Genomic DNA, 21,936 nt, shown 5'->3' with positions numbered 1-21,936 from the left:
ACGCGCATGAACGACCAGACTTCCTCCTCGAAGCTCCGCCAGATCCTTGCCAGTGGCCGCGCCCGGCGCCCAGCCAGGCGCCTGTGGCTGATCCTCGGCCTCATCGCCTGCTTCGCACTGTTGGCCGGCGGCATCGGCGTGTGGCGCAGCAATGCCAGGAAAGGCCCGAGCTGGATCACCGCCCAGGTCAGCAAGGGCGACATCACCGTCACCGTCACCGCCACCGGCAACCTGCAGCCGATCAACACCGTGGACGTCGGCTCGGAGATCTCCGGCACCATTGCTGACGTGTTCGTTGACTTCAACGACCGCGTGAAGAAGGGTCAGATCCTCGCTCAGCTCGACACCACCAAACTCGCCACCGCGCTGGAGCGCGCCCGCGCCACGCTGGCGGCCAACGAAGCCCGGATCGGCCAGGCCAAAGCCACCCTGGAGGAAGCACGCATCGCCATGACCCGGCTGGAGGAAGTGGCCCGTCTCTCCGGCGGCAAGGTGCCCTCGGCCACGGAGCTGGATGCCGGCCGCGCCAAGCTGGCCCGCGCTCAGGCCGATCTGGCGGCTGCCGAAGCCGCCGCGCGCGAATCGGCCGGCGCCGTGAAGCAGGGCGAAACCGATCTCGGCAAAGCCACCATCCGCTCGGCCACCAATGGCATCGTGCTCAAGCGCACCGTGGAGCGCGGCCAGACCGTGGCCGCCTCGCTGCAGGCGCCAGTGCTGTTCTCGCTGGCCGAAGATCTCAGCGAAATGGAGCTGATCGTCTCGGTGTCGGAAGCCGATGTCGGTCAGATCAAGGAAGGCATGAGTGCCAGCTTCACGGTAGACGCCTATCCGGATAAGAATTTCCCGGCCAAGATCCAGCAAGTGCGCTACGGCGCTACCACGGTGGACAACGTGGTCAGCTACCAGACCGTGCTGCTGGTGAAGAATGAAGATCTCAAGCTGCGCCCGGGCATGACCGCCACCGCCGACATCAAGGTCGCCGAGCACAAGGGCGTGATGCTGGTGCCGGCCACCGCGCTGCGCTTTCGCCCGCCGGAGGCCAAGCCCAAGAGCGAGGGCGGTTTCATGGCGCTGCTGATGCCGCGCCCGCCGGCCCCGCCCAAACCGCAGGTCGGCAACCGCAACGGCGGCAAGGATCGCGCCCGGGTTTGGGTCAAGGATGCCAAGGGTGAGCTGCGCCCGATCCGGGTGCGCACCCTGCTCAGCGATGGCCGCAATACCGAGATCGAGTCCGACGAACTGAAGCCGGGCGACGAAGTGATCACCGATACGGCGGAACAGGCACGGTGAAGGAAACACTGATCAGCCTGCGCGAGGTCACCAAGACCTATGGCAGCGGGCAGGCCGCTTTCCAGGCGCTGAAGGGCGTGAGCTTCGACATCGCCGAGGGCGAATTCGTAGCGGTGATGGGGCCATCCGGCTCCGGAAAATCCACCGTCATGAACATCCTCGGCTGCCTCGATGTGCCCACTTCCGGCGAATACCTGTTCCTGGGCGAGCATGTGGAATTGCTCAACCGCGACGAGCGCGCCCTGCTGCGCCGCCACTGCCTGGGTTTCGTGTTCCAGGGTTTCAACCTGCTGGCGCGCACCACGGCACTCGAAAATGTCGAGCTGCCGCTGCTCTACCGCGGCCTGCCGCTGGCCGAGCGCCATGCCCAGGCCAAGGCTGCGCTGGCGCTGGTAGGCCTTACCGGCTGGGAGCATCACACCCCGGCCGAGCTCTCCGGCGGCCAGCAGCAGCGCGTGGCCATCGCACGCGCCATCGTCACCCGCCCGGCCCTGCTGCTCGCGGATGAGCCCACCGGCAACCTCGATTCCGAACGCAGCGCCGAAATCATGCAGCTGCTCACCGGGCTCAACCAGGAGCATGGCATCACCGTGCTGATGGTGACCCACGAGCCGGACATGGCGGCCTACGCCTCGCGCACCCTGCGCTTCGTCGATGGCCTCATCGGCCACGACACCGCCTACGTGGGAGCCGACTGATGCTGTGGAACGCGCTCCTCCTCGCCCTGCGCGAGATCCGCCGCAACCTGATGCGCGCCTCGCTGACGGTGCTGGGCATCATCATCGGAGTTGCCGCTGTCATTACGATGGTGACGCTCGGCAACGGTGCCACGGCGCTGATCACGGCCCAAGTTGCGAGCCTCGGCTCCAACCTCGTGATCGTGCGCCCGGGCCAGCGCATGTCGCCGGGCCAGCCCGCCGGCTGGGCACCGGCCTTCAAGGAAGAGGACATGCAGGCCATCCTCGAGGCGGTGCATGCGGTGCGCGAAGTGGCCGGCATCGCCCAGCGCGGCAGCACCGTGGCGTGGATGACTGAGAGCACCTTCACGCCAATCGTGGGCAGCACGCCAAGCTATCTCGAGGTGGGCAACTGGAAGATCGCCGAAGGACGCTTCTTCAACGACAGCGAGCAACGCGCCGGACGTGCCCTGTGCGTGCTGGGCGACACCGTGAAGAAGGCGCTGTTTTCGGGCAGCAGCCCGATCGGCGAGAAGATCCGCACACGCGGTGTGAGCTGCGAAGTGATCGGCGTGCTCGCCCCCAAAGGCCAGTCCGCCATGGGCCAGGATCAGGATGACATTGTGCTGATGCCGCTGAAGGCTTATCAGCGCCGCATCGCCGGCCGCCGCTCGCGGCAGGATGTCGGCACCCTGCTGCTGTCGGTGCGCGATGGTCTGTCCACCGAGCGCGTGGTGCGCGACGTGAGCGCCCTGATGCGCGAACGGCGCGGCATCGCCCCGAACGAGAATGACAACTTCTCGGTCTTCGACACGCGCCAGATCTCCGATGCACTCTCTTCCACCACCCGCGTGCTCACCGCCCTGCTCGGTGCGGTGGCCGCCGTGAGCCTGCTGGTGGGCGGCATCGGCATCATGAACATCATGCTGGTGTCGGTCACCGAGCGCACCCGCGAGATCGGCACCCGCCTCGCCATCGGCGCACTGGAGCGCGAGGTGCTGCTGCAGTTCCTCGTCGAGGCCGTGGCGCTCTCAGCCTTCGGCGGCCTGGTCGGCATCGCCCTGGCGCTGGTCGCTTCCTTCGGATTGACCAGCGCGATGGGCCTACCCTTCGTGCTGGACTTCCAGATCATGCTGCTGGCCTTCGCCGTATCGGCCGGCATCGGCGTACTCTTCGGCTTCGTACCGGCGCGCCGTGCGGCGCGCCTGGATCCGATCGAGGCGTTACGCCACGAGTGATGCGGCCGCTTGCTCCTGAAAGCCGCAACAAAATGGAGTGAAACGCAGCGCAACGGTTCTGCCTAGGCGCACTGCCGCAGACAGTACGGGAGATACGGCAAAGCCGTACAACAACGCCAGAACCATTTTGTTGCGGCTTCTCACTCCGTTGCTGGCGGCGGCGCGTCGCGAAACTGCTCGCCGCTCACCGGATCGATGATGCAGCCGATCTCGATGAGCACGTTCTTGAGACTGTAGATCAACATAATCGCCGCCGCAATCGGCATGCAGGCGTAGAGCGCCGCCTTGGGCAGCTGCAGGGCATTGGTCACATCATCGGCACGCTGGGTCAGCTCCCATGAATACTTCAGGAACACGGCCATGAAAAACAACGACGCGAGCTCGATAAACAGGCGGTAGACGTAGCGCAGGCGCAGATTGGGGATGCGTCCCGAGATCCAGTCACCCACGCTAAAGTGCCCGCGCGTGACCCACAGCGCCGCCGCACCATAGAAAACCAGCGCGGCGAAGATCAGCTCGACGATCTCGTCGAACCAGTGCAAGGAAAACAGCGGCACGAAACGCATCAAGATGTTGGCCGTGAGCAGCAGAGTGAGGCCGGCAAAAAGGACGATGCAGATCCATTCGAGGATCAGGGTGATGACGGCGTCAAACTTGTCGAAGGCGGCGTGAAAAGCTTTCATGGATAACTCCCCTTACATCGCGGGCATGAAGTAATTGGGCAGAAACAGAGCGATCTCTGGCACAAAAGCAATCAGGATCGTGACCAGCAGGATGCCCAGAATGAAGGGCAGGCATTCCTTGGCCAGCGGCCACACGCCGGTGCGCGCAAAGCTGTCCACCGCAAACAGGCACATGCCCACCGGCGGCGTGAGATTGCCGATCATGATCAGCAGGGTCATCACCACGCCAAGGTTGATCAGATCAATGCCGAAAAGCCGCGCGATCGGCATGAAGATTGGCAGGGTGATCAGGAAGATCGCATTGCCTTCGAGAAAGCAGCCGAGCACCACCACCACCGCGATGATCATCCACATCACCCCGGCCGGTGAAGCGCTCATGCCGGCCAGGGCTTCGATCACGGCATTGGGGATCCCCTGGTGAATGGTGAGCCAGCCGAAGAAGTTGGCTGCGGCCATGATGAAGAGCAGGCCGGTGGTCTGCTTCAGCGAAGAGAACAGGATCGCCGGCAACGCCTTGAGTTTGAGGTCGCGATAGGCGAAGCCGAGCACCAGCGCGTAGAGGCTCACGATCACGGCGGCTTCAGTCGGCGTGAAGAAACCGGTGAGAATGCCGCCGATGATGATCACCGGCGCCAGCAGCGGCCAGAAAGCCGCCTTGGTGCTTTCCTTGAGTTCGGTCCAGCTGGCCTTCTCGGAACGCGGCAAGCCACGCGGCCGGGCCATCAATGCAATGGCAAACATCATCGCCACGCCCATCAGCAAGCCCGGGATGAAGCCGGCGAGAAAAAGCTTGGCGACCGACACCGAAGTGATCGCGCCGTACAACACGAACGGAATCGAGGGCGGGATCACCGGCCCGATGCAGTTGGCCGAAGCCACGATGGCCGCCGAGAGCGGTTTCGGATAACCGTTATCGACCATCGCCTTGTGCTGGATCTGGCCGAGGCCGGCGGCATCCGCCACGGCCGAGCCAGACATGCCGGAGAAGATCATCGATGAGACGACACTGACCTGCCCCAGCCCGCCCGAGATGTGGCCCACGCAGGCCTTGGCGAAGCGGAAGATGCGGTTGGTGATGCCACCGGTATTCATCAGATTGCCGGCGAGGATGAAGAAGGGAATCGCCAGCAGAGTGAAGCCAGTCGTGCCTGAATACATGCGCTGCGGCAGCATCACCAGCATCGAGGCCTGGTCTTCCCACAGGAAGAAGCCCACGGCGGTCAGGCCGATGGCCACCGCGATCGGCAGATCGATCATCAGCAGGACCAGCAGAACCGAGAAGATCACAAGTGTCAGCATGTGCGTCTCCACCGTGGCCCGGTGGGCCACGCTGAGTCATCAGGAAAAAGGAAGCGTGCGAGCGCCAGCACGGCGCCCGCACGAGGCGGATCAGCCGCCGTTCTTCTTGAGGATCGCCATGAACTCGTCGAAGTTCTTGGCGCCGACCTTGGCTTTCACCTTTTCGTAAGCCGATGGCATAGCCGCCTTGAAGGGGGTGAGATCCGGCGTATCGATGCGGATGCCCAGCTTCTTCATCTCGGCAATCTGAGTGGCTTCCTGATCGCGCACCAGATGGCGCATCAGCTTGCTGGCCGAATCCGACTCTTCCTGGATCACCTTCTGCTGATCGGGCGTGAGCTTGTCCCACACCCGCTTGGAGACCACATGGGTCATCGAGCTGTAGGTGTAGTTGAGCATCGAAATGTACTTCTGCGATTCATACAGCTTGAGGTTGTAGATCACCGCAATCGGATTCTCCTGCCCATCCACCACACCGGTCTTCATGGCCATCACCAGCTCGGAAAAACCAATGGTCTGCACCAGGCCGCCACAGGCTTCAACAAAGGCCTGATAGGCAAAGGCCGGTGGCGTGCGGATCTTGAGGCCCTTCATGTCTTCCGGCTTGAGGATCGGGCGCTTGGAGTTGCTCACTTCACGGAAGCCCCACTCCCAGGCGGAGAGGTACACCAGGCCCTTCGCTTCGAGATCCTTGGCCACCCATTTCTTGAAATCGCCATCAAGCACCTTATCAGCCATCGCATAATCCTTGAACGCGAAGGGTGTGCTCACCGCGTCGAATTTCGGAACGTACTTGGCGATCTGGTCCTGCCCCGAGAGGCTCATGTCGATCGCACCAAGAATGGCCTGTTCCAGTACTTCCGGTGGATTTCCAAGCTGGTTGTTGGGGAAGAGCTTGATCTTCACCTTGCCGCCGGTGCGGGTTTCAACATTCTTCGCAAACTGCTTGGCTGCCGTCTGGGCAGGGTGATCTTCAGCCCCGAAGTGACCGAGCTTCAGCTCGACCTGGGCCAGCGCAGCAGGAGCGGAAAAAGCCAGCAGCATCAGGAACGCGAGTCGCTTCATGAATCTCCTCCTCAGGCAATTGAACAGGACAATGGCGTACTGGCGCAGGCTGCGCCAGTTGTCGGGCAGCATACGAGGATTGCATGGCAAACCGATACCGGGGGTTTTCCCGTAAACGCAGGTAAAACGTGCGGCTGCCAAAAGCGGGCGTATTCGCGGCCACCTCCCTTTTGCCCTTAGGGCCCGCGACTTGTCAGGCAAGCGAAGCGGCTCTGCATGCGAGAATCCAGGCTTCGTCCCGAGGAACGCTGCCATGAAAACCCTCCACTCCTTGATCGCAGCGCTTGCGCTGCTGTGCCTCGCAAGCTGCACCAGCCTGCCGGACAATGTGCGTCCGGTGAGCAACTTCCAGTTGGATCGCTATCTGGGAAAATGGTATGAGGTCGCCCGCCTCGATCACTCCTTCGAGCGCGGCCTCTCCCGCGTTTCAGCGGAGTACAGCCTGCGCGAGGACGGCGCGGTGCGGGTACTCAATCGTGGCTACGACGCCGGCACCCAGAAATGGAAGGAAGCCGAAGGCGTGGCCCGCTTCGTCGGCGCGGCAGACACAGGCCATCTGAAGGTGTCCTTCTTCGGCCCTTTCTACGGCGCCTACGGCATCTTCGAGCTGGACCACGCGGGCTATCAGTACGCGCTGATCAGCGGGCCGGACAAGTCCTATCTGTGGCTGCTCGCCCGCTCACCCCAGCTCGATCCGGGCGTGCGCGACGCCCTGCTCGCCAAGGCGGCCGCACTAGGCTTCGATACCGGCAAGCTGATCCTGGTGAAGCACGATTAGGCCGTATCGCCCTCAGGCGCAGCGTCAGTCGCGGCAGCATCCGGCTCGGCCGCTTCGTCGTCCTCCGGAGCCTCGCCCGGCAGGGTCTTGCGCCTGAGTTTTTCTTCCTTCTTCTGCTTTTTCGCGAGTTCGCGCTGACGTTTTTCGAACGAGTAATTAGGTTTGGCCAAGGTGACGTCTTCCGTGCTCAAGTGAGAATGGCTTCCACGGTAAGCGATTTCGCCGGGAAACGGGGCTTTGGCGCCAAATAAGCGTTCAGCCGGCCTCAAGAGGCCTCGCGTTGCCAGGCCACGTCGGCCGCTTGCGTTTGCTCACGCAGCATCGGCAGCACGGCCTCTTCCGGCAGCACCTCGCCAAAGAAATAGCCCTGCGCGTAGCGGCAGCCACGCTGCATCAGCCAGTGTGCCTGGGCGGGCGTCTCGACACCTTCGGCCAGCGCGTCGCTGTTCAACCCCCGCGCCAGACCCAGCAAGCCTTCCAGGATGTCTTCCCCTCGCCCGGGCTGGCCAATGGCCTGGGTGAAAGCCGGATCGATCTTGAGCTTGTCGAAGCGGAAGCCCTGCAAGCGCCCGAGACTCGAATAGCCAGCCCCGAAATCGTCCACCGACACCCGCATGCCCAGCGCCCGCAGGCGGGCAAAAGTCTGTTCGGCTTCGTCAGCGTCGAGCAGGATGGCCGTCTCGGTCACCTCCAGCTCCAGCCGCGTCGGCGCCAGCCCGCTGCGCTCCAGCACACGCAGCAAACGCTCCACCAGCAAGCGATCCCGCAACTGCATGGGCGACAGGTTGAATGACAGGAAAAGCTCGTCCGGCCAGGCGGCCGCCGCGCGACAGGCTTGCTCCAGCAATTGCTCGGCCACCTGCACGATCAGCCCCGCACGTTCCGCCGCGGCAATCAGGCTCTCTGGCGCCACGCTCCCCAGCTCCGGATCATGCAGGCGGGCCATCGCCTCGAAGCCGGCAATGCGGCCACTGGCGAGTTCGACGATGGGCTGGAAATGCACGCTCAGACGCCCATGCCTCAGCCCCTCGCGCACCGCAGCCTCAACGCGCGAACGCGCCTCGATCTGCTGATCGAGCTCGGCACTGAAGAAACGCACGCTGCTGCGGCTCAGATTCTTGCCCTGATAGAGCGCCAGATCCGCCCGGCGCAACAACAGACTCAGCTGCTGACCATCAGCCGGCCAGACCGCGACCCCGAAGGTTGCAGAAACCTGCAGCGCGCGCGCCTCCACCTGCATCGGCTGTTGCAAGGCGGCGGCGGCCCGCTCGATCAAGCTACGGGCAGCGGCTTCGGACTCGACCGAGCTGACGATCACGGCGAACTCATCGCCGGCCAGACGGCACACAAAATCCGCACCAAAGCACAGCTCAAGGCGGCGTGACACTTCCAGCAGCAAGGCATCGCCGATCGCATGACCATGCAGGTCATTGATGGCCTTGAAGCCATCGAGGTCCAGGATCGTCAGGTAAAAACCGCTCTGTCTCCGGGCGCTGCTCAGCGCATCGAAATGGGCGCGCAGCGAACGGCGATTGGGCAAACCGGTCAGGGCATCATGGCTCGCCAGATGCCGCGCTTCCCCCTCGGCCTGCTCGCGGCGCAGGATCTCGCCCCGCAGCTCGGTAATCCGGCGCCAGGCAAAGACGTAGCCAAGCCCCCCCATCACGCACAGCGCGGTGGCCAGCTCATCCAGCTCCCAATGCTCGTGAGTCATCGCAAAGCGCACGAACCAGTCGAAGGAGTCCAGCCACAGCAGGCTGGCGGTCAGGCACAGGCCGAGCAGCAGGAAACCGACGCTATCGCGGCGAGCCTGGGGGGAAAAAGAAAAGCGCGGTGGCGCGGCGGGTTTGACTCTCAAGCTATGCTGTCTCGTCTGCCCGCGCATGACTATGCGCAGGATTCGACGCAAGCTTAAGTCCATCCTGCCCAGCAACATACCTGAGCGTATGCAACATTATGTTTCGTGTGACAAATGCCCTGAGAGTCAGCCTTTCATGCCTTCTCGTCCTGCTGGCCACAGGGTTATGGTGCGCTCAGGCGCATGCTCTGGACTGGCAGCCGCTGGCTTATGCGCCGGCGCCGGCGGGTAACCCGCTCAAGGGTCTGGTGCCCTATGCCGGTGCGGCAAATCCGGACGATTTCCCGCACAGCATGGAGTTCAGCTACTTCCCGCTCGCTGCTGTGATGCGTGGCCCCGGACAGTACGACTGGAGCGTGCTGGAGCGCTTTCTCGATCAGGTAGCAGGACGCGGCCATCAGGCCATCTTCCGCTTCTACCTCGAATATCCGGGCAAGCCTTCCGGCCTGCCGGCCGGACTGCGCGACGTAGTGACGCTCACGCGCTGGGAACGCCCCAGTACCCCACCCCGCCCGCCCGTCCTCAACGAAACGCCGGACTACCGCCATCCGGCACTCGCCCCCGCCCTCACCAACTTCATTGCCGCCCTTGGCCAACGCTATGACGGTGACGCCCGCATCGGCTTCATCACCGCCGGCTTGCTCGGCTTGTGGGGCGAATGGCATGACTATCCCCGCAACGAGTTGTTTGCCGACCGGGCGCTGCAGCAAAGCGTGATGGACGCCTATGCACGGGCCTTCCGCAGCACCCCCGTCCTGCTGCGCTACCCGGCGGGTGACGCGGATCCGGTGTATGTCGCCAATGCCGCCAGCCCATTCGGTTTCCACGACGACTCCTTCGCCTGGAACACCCTGCCCAGCAAGACCAGCTATTTCGTCGCCAAGCTGCAGGCGGCAGGCGCGCTGGAGGCCTGGCAGACCCGCCCGATCGGTGGCGAGATCCGCCCCGAAGCCTGGGGCAAGGTCTTCGATACCGCGCCGGGCTTGCCGCAACTGCAGGACTTTGCCGAGTGCGTGGCCGCCACCCATGTCAGCTGGCTGATGGATTCAGGCATGTTCAAAACCGCCAATCCCCCCGAGCGCCGCGCACGCGCCCTTGAGCAGGTGCGGCGCATGGGCTACGAATTCCACGTGCCGCGCATCGCCCTGCGGCATTCGGGCGGGCGGCTGGAGATCACGCTTGAAATCGAGAACCGTGGCGTCGCCCCCTTCTATCACCCCTGGCCACTCCAACTAGCCCTCCTCGATGAGCACGGCAAGCTCCATGCGCAACAGGATCTGGCGAGCGGTCTGCACGGCATCCTGCCAGGCCAGCCGGCCCACCGGCGCGAGGCCAGCCTGCCCTTGGCGGGCTTCGGCGCCGGGCACTATCGTCTGCTGCTGCGCGCCACCAATCCGCTTGCCAAAGGCCTGCCGCTACGCTTCGCAAACAGCACGCAGGATGCAGACCTGGCGGGCTGGCTCAGCCTGGAAAAGCTGACACTCCACTGATTGATGCCGATACACCCGGCTTTGATCCATCTCAGACGCGACGCAGTGCAACAACAAATTCTGCGCTTGTGTGCGGGAAAACCCCTTCCTATGCTTCAGTTCATGAAGTTCCGGAGGCGCACGCCATGAAGCAAACCCCGATGTTCCTGATGCTCCTGCTGGCCACGGCCATGTCCGGCTCGCCCGGCACCGGTGGCAGCCGCGCCGCCTCGGCAGACGACGACAGGAAGCAGCCGCCCCGGCATGACGCCCTGGACGAAGCCGAAGCCACGGCGGCCGCTGCAAGCCTGCCGCTGCGCCCGGCGGCCTGAAGTCTTCCCCCTCCGTCACAGCGGCCCCGCGGGGCCGCTCGTGTTTTCAGGGGAAGCGCGGAGCGCTTGCAGGTAAACTCGCGGCTTACAACAAGATTTGCCCTGCGCCCCCATGAGCCTCCTGCGTCACCAACTCGAACTCCTCGCCCCCGCCAAGACCGCCGACATCGGCCGCGAAGCCGTGCTGCACGGCGCGGACGCCGTCTACATCGGCGGCCCTTCCTTCGGCGCCCGCGCCTCGGCGGACAATCCGGTCAGCGACATTGCCGGGCTAGTCGAATTCGCGCACCGCTATGGCTCGCGCATCTTCGTCACCCTCAACACCATCCTCCACGACGCCGAGCTGGAACCCGCGCGCAAGCTGGTCCGCGAGCTCTACGACGCAGGCGTGGACGCACTGATCGTGCAGGACATGGGCCTGCTCGAACTGGACCTGCCGCCGATCGCGCTGCACGCCTCCACCCAGTGCGACATCCGCACCGTGGAGAAAGCAAAGTTCCTCGGCGAAGTCGGCTTCTCGCAGCTGGTGCTGGCGCGCGAACTCACGCTGAACGAAATTGCTGCGATCCGCGCCGCCGTGAATCCGGCCGTGCCACTGGAGTTCTTCATCCACGGTGCACTGTGCGTGGCCTTCTCGGGCCAGTGCTACATCAGCCACGCCCACACCGGGCGCAGCGCCAATCGCGGCGACTGCTCGCAAGCCTGCCGCCTGCCCTACACGCTGGAAGACTCGAAGGGCCGCGTGGTGGCCTTCGACAAGCATCTGCTGTCGGTGAAGGACAACGACCAGAGCGCCAACCTGCGCGCACTGGTCGACGCCGGCGTGCAGAGCTTCAAGATCGAAGGCCGCTACAAGGACATGCGCTATGTGAAGAACATCACCGCGCATTACCGCCAGCTGCTCGACGGCATTCTCGAAGAGCGGCCGGAACTGGCCGCCGCCTCGCACGGCAAGAGCGCATTCAGCTTCCAGCCGGACCCGGACAAAAGCTTCAACCGCAGCAGCACCGATTACTTCGTGCAGGGCCGCAAGGAAGACATCGGCGCCTTCGACGCACCCAGCCACGAAGGCGAACGTCTGGGCACCGTGACGAAAGTCAGCACTGACTGGTTCGAACTGGAATCCGCCGCACCGCTCGCCAACAGCGACGGCCTCAGCTGGCTCTACAAGCGCCGCCTGCAGGGTGTGCAGGCCGACACGGTGAAGCAGATCGGCAATGTATGGCGCGTGACGCCGAACCAGAAAATCAGCGAACTGCCGGGGCTGGTCGTGGGGGTGGAAATCTCGCGCAACCGCGACCACGCCTGGGAACAGGCCCTGCTCAAGAAATCCGCCGAGCGCCGCATCGCACTGGACCTGCATTTCTCCGAGACGCCCGAGGGCTTCGCGCTACGCGTAGTGGATGAATCCGGCGCAGAAGCATCGGCGCAACTGGCCTGCGACAAGCAGCCCGCGCAACATCCGGAAAAGAGTGAAGCCAGCCTGCGCGAACACCTCGCCAAGCTCGGCGCCACGATCTTCTCGGCACGCGAAATTTCAGTCGACTGGCAGCAGCCCTGGTTCCTGCCCGCTTCGCAACTCAACGCCCTGCGCCGCGAGGCCATCGAGGCGCTCGAAGCAGCCCGCCTCCAAGCACTCGGCCGCCCGCCGCGTTTCGCCGCCAGTGAACCGCCCGCGCAGTATCCGGACGAATCCTTATCGTATCTGGCCAACGTATACAACGACGCGGCGCGGCGCTTCTATTCGAAGCATGGCGTAAAGCTGATCGAAGCGGCCTACGAGGCGCACGAGGAAGATGGCGAGGTGAGCCTGATGATCACCAAGCACTGCCTGCGCTTCTCCTTCAATCTGTGCCCCAAGCAGGCCAAGGGCGTCACCGGCGTGCAAGGGCAAGTGCGCGCCGAGCCGATGACCCTGATCAACGGCAAGGAAAAGCTCACCCTGCGCTTTGACTGCAAGCCATGCGAAATGCATGTCATGGGCAAGATGAAGTCGCACATCCTAAAATCACCACCACCGGTGAGCGTGCCGCTGACTTTCCACGCCAAGCGGCCCGCCTGATTTTGTAGGTGCGGCTTTAGCCGCATGGGCCCATGCCACCTCGGGCCCCGCCGGCTGAAGCCGGCCCTACGGGGCACGGTGATTTCGTAGGAGCGGCCTCCGGCCGCTCCCACAATCCCGGCGCAGCCGTACAATCCCCGCTCCACTGAATCAAGTCACCCTCATGAGCCAACGCCTGATCCCCAATGTCGTCTCCATTGCCGGTGTCGATCCCTCTGGCGGCGCTGGCATCCTGGCCGACCTGAAATCATTCTCGGCCCTTGGTGCCTACGGCTGCGGCGTGGTGGCCGCGCTCACCGCACAGAACACCCAGGCCGTCACCGGCGTGCATGTGCCACCCACCGATTTCCTCAAGCTGCAGATCGATACCCTCTTTGCAGATGTGAAGATCCACGCCGTGAAGCTGGGCATGCTGGGCTCGGCCGAGATCGTGCACACCGTGGCCGAGCGCCTCGCCCACTGGCAGGCCCCGTATGTGGTGTGCGACCCGGTGATGGTGGCCAAGAGCGGCGATCACCTTCTGGCGAAGAATGCAGTCAGCATGTTGATCGAAGCACTGCTACCGCAAAGCTTCATGATCACGCCGAACCTGCCGGAAGCGGGCGTATTGCTGGAGCAGCGCGCGCCGGAAACAGTCAAGGAGATGTACCGCGCCGTGGAACGCCTGCGCGAGATGCAACCTTTGTCGAGCGAACGCTGGGTCTTGCTCAAGGGTGGCCACCTACCTGGCAATGAAGTGGTCGATCTGCTCTTCGACGGCGACCGCATGATCGAGATGCCTGCCCCGCGCATCGAAACAAAGAACACTCACGGTACCGGCTGCTCGCTGTCTTCTGCGATTGCAGCGCTCTTGCCACAGGCCGGAGAATTCCGCCGTACCGAAAACGCAGTACGTGCCGCACGCGACTGGCTGCGCGGTGCCATTGCCACCTCGGGCAGCCTGCAGGTCGGCAGCGGTCATGGTCCTGTGCATCATTTCCACGCACTGTGGAAGTGACTCACAGCCTTTGATATCCCCAAGAACCCTGAGCAAGCCTGTGGATAGCTTCTGGAAAAATGCTGCAAACCCCTGACGCAAAAGACAGTGCCGATCACTGCGCAAAGACTGCGCAATTCGTCCTCTACAGCCATCCAGATTTCCTGCTGACCCTCAAGCCGGCGGGCGTGAGCTTTCACACCGAGGAGGACGAGCCCGGTTTCGTCGCCCGGGTGAAAGCCGCCACTGGCGAGGCCGGCCTGCATCCGGTGCACCGCCTCGATCGCATCACTTCGGGGCTGGTGCTGTTCGCCCGGCATGCCGACGCGGCACGCGAATTCGGGCGCATGTTCGAGGCAGGCGAGATCAGCAAATGCTATCTGGCCTTGTCCGATTACAAACCGTCCAAGAAACAGGGCTGGATCAAGGGCGCGATGCTCAAGGCGCGTGGCGGCAGCTGGCGCCTGTCGCGTGAAGGCGATTTGCGCGCAGCCACCCAATTCTTTGCCTTCTCGGCCGGGGATGGCCTGCGCCTGTTCGTGCTGCGCCCACTCACCGGCCGCACCCACCAGCTACGCGTGGCGCTCAAGAGCCTCAGTGCCCCGATCCTCGGCGACGCACGTTACGGCGGCAGTCCGGCCGACCGCGGCTATCTGCATGCCTATGCCCTGCGTTTCACCTGGCAGAACGTGTGTTTCGACTTCCTCGAACGGCCGATAGAAGGCGAGCTGTTTGCCCGCATTGCCGACCAACTCACTGGCAAACCCTGGCTGCTACCCTGGCCGGACGCCTGAATCGCATAGTTTCACGGGCCAGGCAGCTATGATTGGGTTTTTACCCGCAGCGAAAAAAAGCATGTCCGAACCCCAACAGCTCTCCCCCATTGAAGCCCGCGTCCTCGCCGTTCTGGTTGAAAAGCAGGCCTCCGTTCCCGACACCTATCCGCTCTCGCTGAATGCGCTGGTCACTGGTTGCAATCAGAAAACCGCCCGTGAGCCGGTGATGGAACTATCCGAAGCCGCCGTGCTGGAAGCCATCGATAGCCTGCGCAGCTACAGCCTGATCATCGAGTCCTCAGGGGGACGCGTGACCAAATACGGTCACAACCTGCCCAAGGTCTTCCAGTTACCGACGCCTTCGGTGGCCATCCTCACCACCCTGATCCTGCGCGGTCCGCAGACCGTGGCCGAGTTGCGCGCCAACTGCGAGCGCCTCTATCGCTTCGCCGACGCCTCCTCGCTGGAAGCCTTCCTGGAGGAGCTTGCCATCCGCGCCGCCAATCCACTGACCATCCTGCTGCCTCGGGCGCCCGGAGCCCGAGAAAGCCGCTGGGCCCATCTCTTGAGCGGAACACCGGAATTGCCTGCAGCCCCCGCCACGCGAGGCGCAGAAAGTGTGGGTCTGGCCGCTGAAGTCGCCAGTCTGCGGGAAGAAGTGATGCAATTGCGCACCGAAGTAGCAGAGTTGAAGGCACTCCTGGCGTGAGTGTGCGACCCGATTTCTGTTGGGGCGGCCACTGGCAACGAACTCACGGCCAGCGGCCGCTCCTGCAGATATGAGCGCCCTGCAAAACCACCTCTGGAATCCAAGCGGCGGGCTGATCTACCACTGGCGTGCCCTGCGCTATCGCCGTCGCCTGTGGCAGCCCTTCGTGACTCAGGTGGGATATTGGTTGTCCGCCTGGCAGCCACCACAAAAAGAACTGGTGATCATTGGTCCGAGTGCCGGTTACACGCTGAATGCCGATTTCCTCGTCCGCTTTGCAAAGGTGGAAATCCTGGAGCCGGACCCGCTGGCGCGCGCCCTGTTACGCCGACGCTTCCCGGCCATCCACTTCCGGCACGGCCAGCTTGATTGCTTCGCTGGCCTGCATGGACCATTAGCCCTGCGCCAGCACTATCCGCAAGCGGCCTTCCTGTTTGCCAACTCGCTCGGTCAGCAACTCGCACAACTCGATTCACGCTGGCCGACACAACTCCTGCAGGCCCTGCAGAGCAGCTCATGGGCAAGCTATCACGATGTGGTCGCAGGCAGCCGCACGCCGCGCAATACACAGGCGCGCAAGTGGCAGGAGGGAGAAAGTCTGGAGCAGCTGCTGGCCGCCTTCTGGTCAGGCGGCGAACTAGAACTGTTTGATCATGGCAGCTTCGGTGTGCTGCCTGCACAGGAACACACAGCGTGGTCCCTCACGCCACGACAACATCATCTGGTGGGATGGACATCCATCAGCGTCGAAGGATCTTCTACCAGCATGTTGCCGAACACCGGCATAGGCGGCAGATCGTAGTCCGACTCGATCAGACCAAGCTCCACGAGCTGCTCAATGACTTCCTTGGGCTCACCTAACGGTTCGAGCATCTCGCGCAGGATGCCGTAGCGCGTCTTGCCGTCCACCATAATCAGGGCGCGTCGCAGACGCTGGCTCAGGCCCAGCCTGCGCTCGTTCATCTCGGCGCGGCCAAGGGCGGTCTTGCTGTAGATGGCGATATCGAACATGGCAGACATGAAGCTGTAATCAATGCCTGCATCCTAGCTTTTCGCACCCTCTTTAAATACTGTCTGAAGGTGCGTAATGACCAAAGGCGGCGTCCTCGGGATTAACGCCACCACAATCTGTGACTTAATGCACAAAGCTTGCTGCAAGGGCGTTTTCAGCAAGTCTATTCAACAAAACCGTTTGTCATTTGATGATTTTGTCGATTTCTATGATTATGTCTTTAGTATTAGGACTAACACCTACAGAATAACCCTCCATATCACCTACGCCCGCCTTCGCCTCTCCGCTCTTTGAAATACGTGCGCCGATGACGAATGGCCCTTGCCCCGGGTCACCACCCATCAACTGGGCGCGAGCAAAATCAAAACTTGCCGGCAGATCACCTGCCTTCATGCGCAGGGCAGCGATCGGAGGTCCGCCTGCGGCAGGACGCGCAAAAATGAACAGAGCGTCGTCTGGCGAGAACTGGCTATGCAGGCTGGCAGACACACTGATCCGTCCTGCCATCTGCAAACCGTTTGCAGCCACAGCAGGCGACGGTGCGGGCACAGGCGCAGCGCCAGTCAGACGCTGCTGCGCTTCAGCGATCATGGCATCGGCATTGCGGCCGATCTCGCTCTGCGGATCCACTTTGCTCGCCATGCGCTGCCAGTGGCGCAAGGCGCGCCGATAGTCTTCCTGCTCAAAGGCCACCGAACCGGCCAGCGCGAGTGCCTTGACGTTGTCCGGGTCAAGCGTCAACGCCTCATCGATCAAACGCGCTGGCTCGCCACTGAGCCGATTGCCCTGCACGCTGCCGAGCGCATCGGCCCAATCGGCCCGCACCTGGGCATCCTGTGGGCGGCGTTGGGCCAATGCGGCGAAAACCTTCACCGCTTCATCAAAACGCTCCAGCACCATGTAAGAGCGCCCCAGCATCTGAGCGCCTTCCAGATCATCCGGATTGGCGGCCACCTTTGCGGCCAGCTTGCTCACCATGGCCTCGATTTCGCCCGCACCGAAAGCCTGTTGCGGCGCGGTATTGGCCGGATCCAGCCCGGCCGGCTGGCCGATGATCAGATAGAGGCCGATTGCGGCGGCCGGCAGGCCGAGCCCCAGCGCAGCCGCCCAGCCTCGCGCCGCACGCGCTTCGCCGGGCGCGGCAAGCGCGGCCATTTCGGCGGCCGTGCGCTGCTCCAGTTCAGCCATGCTATCAGCATGTTCTGCAGCACTGATGCGGTTAGCCGCCAGATCGGTTTCCAGCTCGCGGCGCTGTTCGCGCAGCACCCGCAGGGCAGGGCTTTCCGTCTCCGCGGAGAGCGCCTTCGGCGCCAGCAAGGGGCGGACGAGCCACGCAGTCACACTCAGCAGCACCAGCGCTGCAACGATCAGGAACGCAGTCATGCTCATCCTTTGGTGTCTTGTTCAGCCAGCAAGGCGCGCGCTTTTTCCAACGCTGCTGCATCCGGCACTTCAGCCTGCTCTTGGCGACGACTACGCAGGCGCCACAGGAAGGCTCCCAGCGCCCCCAGCAATAGCACGGCCGGGCCCAGCCACAGCAACAGGGTGCTGCGCTTGACCGGCGGCTCGTAGAGCACGAAATCGCCATAGCGCTCGACCATGAAGCTGCGCACTTCATCATCGCTCTTGCCGGCCGCTAGCATCTCGCGCACCTGGCGGCGCAGATCCTGCGCCAGCTCAGCCTGCGATTCGGCGATGGACTGGTTCTGGCACACGAGGCAGCGCAGCTCCTCGGAGAGTTTCATGACATGTGCTTCAAGCGCCGTGTCGGTCTGCGCCAGACTGGCGAGGCTCGTCAGACACAGCAGCAGGCAAAGGATCAGCTTAGGCACCTTGCAGCTCCTTGATGCGCGGCATCAGTTCCTTTTCAAGGGCTTCCGGTGTGACCGGGCCGATGTGCTTGTAGCGAATACGGCCATTGCGATCGATCAGGAAGGTTTCGGGCACGCCGTACACGCCGTAGTCGATGCCGACGCGGCCATCCGCATCAACGATGGACAGGGTGTAGGGATCACCCCCTTCCTTGAGCCAGTTCAGCGCATCCGGACGCTTGTCCTTGTAGTTCAGGCCGATGATTGGCAGCACGTTCTGTTTGGCGAACTGCACCAGCACCGGATGCTCTTCGCGGCAGGCCACGCACCAGCTGGCCCACACATTGAGCAGCCACACCTTGCCCTGCATGTCGGGCAGACTCAGGCGGGCATCCGGCTGCAGCAGCTGCGGCAGATTGAAGGCCGGCGCCGGCTTGTCGATCAGCGGCGAGGGAATCTCGCGCGGCTTGAGGGTGAGGCCGATGCCCAACAGGGCCACGAGGCCCACGAAGAGCGCCAGCGGGATCAGGGCTTTGGCTTTCATGCGGCCACTTTCTTCGTCTTGCGATAACGCGGATCCAGCGCTGCCAGCAGGCCGCCCAGCGCCATCAGCAGGCAGCCCGCCCAGATCCAGCTGATGAAGGGCTTGTAGTAGAGGCGCACGACCCAGCTGTCGTCCGCCACGGCATCGCCCAGCGACACATACACGTCACGCAGCAGGCCGGTGTCGATCGAGGATTCGGTCATCGGCATCTGGCGCGCCAGATAGATGCGCTTTTCCGGATGCAGGGTGTTGATGCTCGCGCCAGCACGGCTCAGGCTCACCGTGGCACGTGCCGCCGCATAGTTGGGGCCGCGTGCTTCTTCGACCTTGTCGAGCGTGAAGCGGTAACCCGCCAGCTCGGCCGAGCTGCCGATCTTGAGCGTGGTATCGATGTTGGCTTCGAAGGTTTTCACCATTGCCACGCCAATGATGAAGATGCCGATGCCGAAGTGCGCCAGCCACATGCCCCACCAAGCGCGCGGAATATTGCGCAAGCTGGCTTCCGGCCCGCGCAGACGCTGCCACAGCAGCTGCCCGCTGCCAATCAGCACCCAGGCCGCCAGCGACAGGCCCAAGCCGCTGCGCACGCTCCAGCCACCGGCCAGCCAGGCGGCGAGATTGCCGAGCACGAAGGCCAGCGCCAGTCCCGGCAGCAGCTTGCGCAACAAGGCCTGCAGCGCCTGATCCTTCCAGCGCACGAAGGGCGCGACCACCATCAGGAGCACCACCGGCGTCATCAGCGGGAAGAACACCGCCTCGAAATACGGCGGGCCGACCGACAGCTTGCCCATGCCCAGCGCATCCACCAGCAGCGGATAAAGCGTGCCGAGCAGCACCGTGGCGGCCACCACCGAGAGCAGCACGTTGTTGATCAGGAGGAAGGTCTCACGCGAGAACAGGGCGAACTTGCCGCCGCCGGCGAGACTCGTCGCCCGCCAGGCATACAGCAGCAGCGAGCCGCCAATCACCAGCACTAGCAGGGCCAGGATGAAGATGCCGCGCTTGGGGTCGGTCGCAAAGGCATGGACCGAAGTCAGCACGCCGGAGCGCACGAGGAAGGTGCCCAGCAGCGACAGCGAGAAGGCCGAAATGGCCAGCAACACCGTCCAGCTCTTGAAGGCCGCGCGCTTCTCGGTCACCGACAGCGAGTGCACCAGCGCCGTGCCGACCAGCCAGGGCATGAAGCTGGCATTTTCGACCGGATCCCAGAACCACCAGCCGCCCCAGCCGAGTTCGTAATAGGCCCAGCCGGAGCCGACCATGATGCCCAGGGTGAGGAAAACCCAGGCAATCAGGGTCCACGGCCGCGAGGCACGTGCCCAGGCCGCGTCCAGCCGGCCACCGATCAAGGCCGCGATGGCGAAGGCAAAGGCCACCGAGAAGCCCACATAGCCCATGTAGAGCAAGGGCGGGTGAATGATCATGCCCGGGTCCTGCAGCAACGGATTCAGGTCATTGCCTTCCAGCGCGCCGGGCAGCAGGCGCTCGAAGGGGTTGGAGGTGAACAGCATGAAGGCCAGGAAGCCGGAGGCCGCCAGCCCCATCACCGCCAGCACGCGGGCCGTAAACTCCTCGGGCAGGTTGCGCGCGAAGGACACGGCGCAAGTCCACAAGCCCAGCAGCAGCGCCCATAGCAGTAGCGAGCCTTCGTGGCTGCCCCAGACGGCGGTAATCCGGTAGGCCAGCGGCAGCTTGGTGTTCGAATGCGAAGCAACGTAAGCCACCGAGAAATCATTGGCAATGAAGCTCTGCGTGAGGCACAGGAAAGCCAGCGCAATCAGTGCGAACTCCAGCCGCGCGGCCGGGCGGGCAAGACCGATCAAGGCCGCATCGTTGCGGGCCGCGCCAATGAGGGGCAGCACGCCCAGCGTCAGCGCCACCAGAAAAGCAAGGATCAGGGAGAAATGGCCGAGTTCGGGGATCATCAGGCGTGCCTCATTTCAGGGTCTTGGCCGTGGCGTGGGCCTGATCGATAGCGTCCTTGGCCTCGGGCGGCATGTAGTTCTCATCATGCTTGGCCAGCACCTCGCTGGCGGTGAAGACCCCGTCGGCGCCCAGCTTGCCCTGCGCCACCGCACCCTTGGCTTCCTTGAAGAGATCCGGCAGCGCGCCCTTGTAGACCACAGGCACGACCTGCGCGGTGTCGGTAATCATGAAGCGCACGGTCTGGCCGTCGGCCGCGCGCTGCACCGAGCCAGCGACCACCATGCCGCCGATGCGGAAGGTGCGGCCCTGCGGCGCCTTGCCGGCCGCCACTTCGCTGGGCGTATGGAAGAAGACCAGATTGTCGTTGAAGGCGTTCAGCACCAGCGCAGTCGCGCCGGCCAGCAGAGTCAGGGCGATGCCGATCAGGAGGAAGCGCTTGTGGCGAGGTTTCACGTCAGTCTTTCTGTTGTTCGAGTTGTTGCAGCTGACACAGGCGCCGGATGCTCTGCTTCCGACGGCTACGCAGCAGCCAGAGTTCCGCAGCCATGAGCAGAAAACTCAGGCCATAGCTGCCCCACACGAAGGCGCCACGCCCGCCCATGTCGATGAAGTCACTGAAGGATTGCCAGACCATCATTTGCTCCCCAGTCGTGCGATCTCGATGGACGCCCAGTCGGTATGACGTTCGCGTTCAAGGATGATGCTGCGGGCACGGGTCAAGGTCACCGCAAGGCTGTAGAACCAGCAGCCCAGCGCGGTGAGCAGCATCGCCCACAGCATCACGCTGGCCATGCTGGAGCCGCCCGGCTTCACCGAAGCGCCCTGATGCAGGGTGTTCCACCATTTCACCGAGAAATAGATGATCGGCACATTCACCGCGCCGACCAGCGCGATGATCGCGCCCGCCTTGTCGGCCCGGCGCGGGTCTTCAATGCTGCGGGTCAGGGCGATAAAGCCGAAGTAGAGGAAGAGCAGCAGCAATTGCGAAGTCAGGCGTGCATCCCACACCCAGTAGGCGCCCCAGGTCGGGCGGCCCCACAGTGCGCCGGTCCACAGCGCAATGAAACAGAACAGCGCCCCGGTGGGCGCCAGGGCCTGGGTCATGTAGAAGGACAGGCGCGTGCCTAAGCCGAGGCCGATCGCCGACCAGAAGGCCATCACGAGGTAGATGAACATGCTCATCCAGGCTGCGGCAACATGGATGTGGATGATGCGATAGACCTCGCCCTGCACGGCATCGGTGGGCGCCTCGAAGAAACCGATGTAGAGGCCGGCAGCGAGGAAGGCAGCGGCCAGCACCGCGAAGACCGGCACGAGGCGGCCAGCCAGCGGGTAGAAAGTCTGCGGTGAGGAGAATCGGAAAATATTCATGCTTGTCAGTCAGCAGGCTGTTCAGCTGAACCGGATGATACGCAGGAATGGCCCGGCACC

Annotated in this window: 24 protein-coding genes; 11 read left to right on the top strand and 13 right to left on the bottom strand. The window is 63.6% G+C overall.

The features are described from left to right. Positions 1 to 6 precede the first annotated feature (6 nt). Genes HJ583_RS00970 through HJ583_RS00960 form a run of 3 tightly spaced genes read left to right on the top strand, consistent with a single transcriptional unit; the run spans position 7 to position 3,205 of the window. Positions 7 to 1,290, top strand: a complete 1,284-nt coding sequence (locus tag HJ583_RS00970) for an efflux RND transporter periplasmic adaptor subunit (protein ID WP_170019726.1) — start codon at positions 7 to 9, stop codon at positions 1,288 to 1,290. Beyond that, positions 1,287 to 1,988, top strand: coding sequence for an ABC transporter ATP-binding protein (locus HJ583_RS00965; protein ID WP_170019724.1), 702 nt, complete (start codon positions 1,287 to 1,289; stop codon positions 1,986 to 1,988). Before HJ583_RS00970 ends, HJ583_RS00965 begins: the two co-directional genes overlap by 4 nt. Beyond that, the gene (locus HJ583_RS00960; RefSeq protein ID WP_170019722.1) at positions 1,988 to 3,205 is read left to right on the top strand and encodes an ABC transporter permease; all 1,218 of its coding nucleotides are present in this window, start codon (positions 1,988 to 1,990) and stop codon (positions 3,203 to 3,205) included. The genes HJ583_RS00965 and HJ583_RS00960 overlap by 1 nt, the downstream gene beginning before the upstream one ends. A 140-nt stretch (positions 3,206 to 3,345) precedes the next feature. Here HJ583_RS00960 and HJ583_RS00955 read toward each other — a convergent pair whose 3' ends face one another. The 3 genes from HJ583_RS00955 to HJ583_RS00945 all read right to left on the bottom strand — a co-directional run bounded on the left by HJ583_RS00955 (position 3,346) and on the right by HJ583_RS00945 (position 6,252). After that, the gene (locus HJ583_RS00955) at positions 3,346 to 3,888 is read right to left on the bottom strand and encodes a TRAP transporter small permease (protein WP_170019720.1); all 543 of its coding nucleotides are present in this window, start codon (positions 3,886 to 3,888) and stop codon (positions 3,346 to 3,348) included. Positions 3,889 to 3,900: 12 nt separating this feature from the next. Beyond that, a complete protein-coding gene (locus HJ583_RS00950) occupies positions 3,901 to 5,187 on the bottom strand; it encodes a TRAP transporter large permease (protein ID WP_170019717.1) in 1,287 nt (428 codons plus the stop codon). Between the two features lie 90 nt (positions 5,188 to 5,277). After that, positions 5,278 to 6,252: a TRAP transporter substrate-binding protein gene (locus HJ583_RS00945; RefSeq protein ID WP_170019715.1), complete on the bottom strand. Its 975-nt coding sequence runs from the start codon at positions 6,250 to 6,252 to the stop codon at positions 5,278 to 5,280. Positions 6,253 to 6,505: 253 nt separating this feature from the next. Between HJ583_RS00945 and HJ583_RS00940 the strand changes: the two genes are divergently transcribed. Then, complete coding sequence (locus tag HJ583_RS00940; protein WP_170019713.1) at positions 6,506 to 7,030, top strand: lipocalin family protein; 525 nt, start codon at positions 6,506 to 6,508, stop codon at positions 7,028 to 7,030. Here the strand turns inward: HJ583_RS00940 and HJ583_RS00935 are convergent. Both HJ583_RS00935 and HJ583_RS00930 read right to left on the bottom strand, forming a co-directional pair. Further along, a complete protein-coding gene (locus tag HJ583_RS00935; RefSeq protein ID WP_101942035.1) occupies positions 7,027 to 7,221 on the bottom strand; it encodes a hypothetical protein in 195 nt (64 codons plus the stop codon). The genes HJ583_RS00940 and HJ583_RS00935 overlap by 4 nt on opposite strands. 74 nt (positions 7,222 to 7,295) lie before the next feature. Then, positions 7,296 to 8,888 (bottom strand): putative bifunctional diguanylate cyclase/phosphodiesterase, encoded by a 1,593-nt coding sequence (locus tag HJ583_RS00930; RefSeq protein WP_170019711.1) that lies wholly within the window; start codon positions 8,886 to 8,888, stop codon positions 7,296 to 7,298. Positions 8,889 to 8,995: 107 nt separating this feature from the next. Between HJ583_RS00930 and HJ583_RS19275 the strand changes: the two genes are divergently transcribed. From HJ583_RS19275 to HJ583_RS00895, 7 genes are all read left to right on the top strand, one after another. Then, positions 8,996 to 10,378 (top strand): DUF4832 domain-containing protein, encoded by a 1,383-nt coding sequence (locus tag HJ583_RS19275; protein WP_173863637.1) that lies wholly within the window; start codon positions 8,996 to 8,998, stop codon positions 10,376 to 10,378. Between the two features lie 125 nt (positions 10,379 to 10,503). Further along, positions 10,504 to 10,689, top strand: coding sequence for a hypothetical protein (locus HJ583_RS00920; protein ID WP_170019707.1), 186 nt, complete (start codon positions 10,504 to 10,506; stop codon positions 10,687 to 10,689). Between the two features lie 112 nt (positions 10,690 to 10,801). Next, positions 10,802 to 12,751, top strand: a complete 1,950-nt coding sequence (locus HJ583_RS00915; protein ID WP_170019705.1) for a peptidase U32 family protein — start codon at positions 10,802 to 10,804, stop codon at positions 12,749 to 12,751. Between the two features lie 163 nt (positions 12,752 to 12,914). After that, on the top strand, positions 12,915 to 13,748 hold the full coding sequence (gene thiD / locus HJ583_RS00910; RefSeq protein WP_170019703.1) for a bifunctional hydroxymethylpyrimidine kinase/phosphomethylpyrimidine kinase: 834 nt from the start codon (positions 12,915 to 12,917) through the stop codon (positions 13,746 to 13,748). A 59-nt stretch (positions 13,749 to 13,807) separates the two neighbouring features. Further along, positions 13,808 to 14,521 carry a pseudouridine synthase gene (locus HJ583_RS00905; protein WP_170019701.1) on the top strand — a complete coding sequence of 238 codons (714 nt, stop codon included), beginning with the start codon at positions 13,808 to 13,810 and terminating at the stop codon, positions 14,519 to 14,521. Between the two features lie 61 nt (positions 14,522 to 14,582). Next, positions 14,583 to 15,212, top strand: a complete 630-nt coding sequence (locus HJ583_RS00900) for a YceH family protein (protein ID WP_170019699.1) — start codon at positions 14,583 to 14,585, stop codon at positions 15,210 to 15,212. Between the two features lie 70 nt (positions 15,213 to 15,282). Then, the gene (locus HJ583_RS00895) at positions 15,283 to 16,014 is read left to right on the top strand and encodes a hypothetical protein (RefSeq protein ID WP_170019697.1); all 732 of its coding nucleotides are present in this window, start codon (positions 15,283 to 15,285) and stop codon (positions 16,012 to 16,014) included. On the opposite strand, the gene HJ583_RS00890 is transcribed toward HJ583_RS00895, so the two are convergent. The 8 genes from HJ583_RS00890 to ccmC form a co-directional block, all read right to left on the bottom strand. Next, a complete protein-coding gene (locus HJ583_RS00890) occupies positions 15,930 to 16,232 on the bottom strand; it encodes a hypothetical protein (RefSeq protein WP_101942043.1) in 303 nt (100 codons plus the stop codon). The two genes, HJ583_RS00895 and HJ583_RS00890, sit on opposite strands and share 85 nt — an antisense overlap. Positions 16,233 to 16,407: 175 nt before the next feature. After that, on the bottom strand, positions 16,408 to 17,607 hold the full coding sequence (gene ccmI, locus HJ583_RS00885) for a c-type cytochrome biogenesis protein CcmI (protein ID WP_173863636.1): 1,200 nt from the start codon (positions 17,605 to 17,607) through the stop codon (positions 16,408 to 16,410). Positions 17,608 to 17,609: 2 nt separating this feature from the next. After that, positions 17,610 to 18,056 carry a cytochrome c-type biogenesis protein gene (locus HJ583_RS00880; RefSeq protein ID WP_170019693.1) on the bottom strand — a complete coding sequence of 149 codons (447 nt, stop codon included), beginning with the start codon at positions 18,054 to 18,056 and terminating at the stop codon, positions 17,610 to 17,612. Continuing rightward, positions 18,049 to 18,579 carry a DsbE family thiol:disulfide interchange protein gene (locus tag HJ583_RS00875; protein WP_170019691.1) on the bottom strand — a complete coding sequence of 177 codons (531 nt, stop codon included), beginning with the start codon at positions 18,577 to 18,579 and terminating at the stop codon, positions 18,049 to 18,051. Before HJ583_RS00875 ends, HJ583_RS00880 begins: the two co-directional genes overlap by 8 nt. Continuing rightward, the gene (locus HJ583_RS00870) at positions 18,576 to 20,504 is read right to left on the bottom strand and encodes a heme lyase CcmF/NrfE family subunit (protein ID WP_170019689.1); all 1,929 of its coding nucleotides are present in this window, start codon (positions 20,502 to 20,504) and stop codon (positions 18,576 to 18,578) included. The genes HJ583_RS00875 and HJ583_RS00870 overlap by 4 nt, the downstream gene beginning before the upstream one ends. Before the next feature lie 10 nt (positions 20,505 to 20,514). Beyond that, on the bottom strand, positions 20,515 to 20,958 hold the full coding sequence (ccmE, locus tag HJ583_RS00865) for a cytochrome c maturation protein CcmE (RefSeq protein ID WP_170019687.1): 444 nt from the start codon (positions 20,956 to 20,958) through the stop codon (positions 20,515 to 20,517). A gap of 1 nt (position 20,959) precedes the next feature. Continuing rightward, positions 20,960 to 21,142, bottom strand: a complete 183-nt coding sequence (ccmD, locus tag HJ583_RS00860; protein ID WP_235943687.1) for a heme exporter protein CcmD — start codon at positions 21,140 to 21,142, stop codon at positions 20,960 to 20,962. Continuing rightward, positions 21,139 to 21,876, bottom strand: coding sequence for a heme ABC transporter permease CcmC (gene ccmC, locus HJ583_RS00855; protein ID WP_170019685.1), 738 nt, complete (start codon positions 21,874 to 21,876; stop codon positions 21,139 to 21,141). Before ccmC ends, ccmD begins: the two co-directional genes overlap by 4 nt. Positions 21,877 to 21,936: the final 60 nt, after the last annotated feature.

Source organism: Uliginosibacterium aquaticum (genome assembly GCF_012972705.2).
Classification (GTDB): Bacteria; Pseudomonadota; Gammaproteobacteria; order Burkholderiales; family Rhodocyclaceae; genus Uliginosibacterium; species Uliginosibacterium aquaticum.
This window is presented reverse-complemented; position numbering and strand designations above follow the sequence as displayed.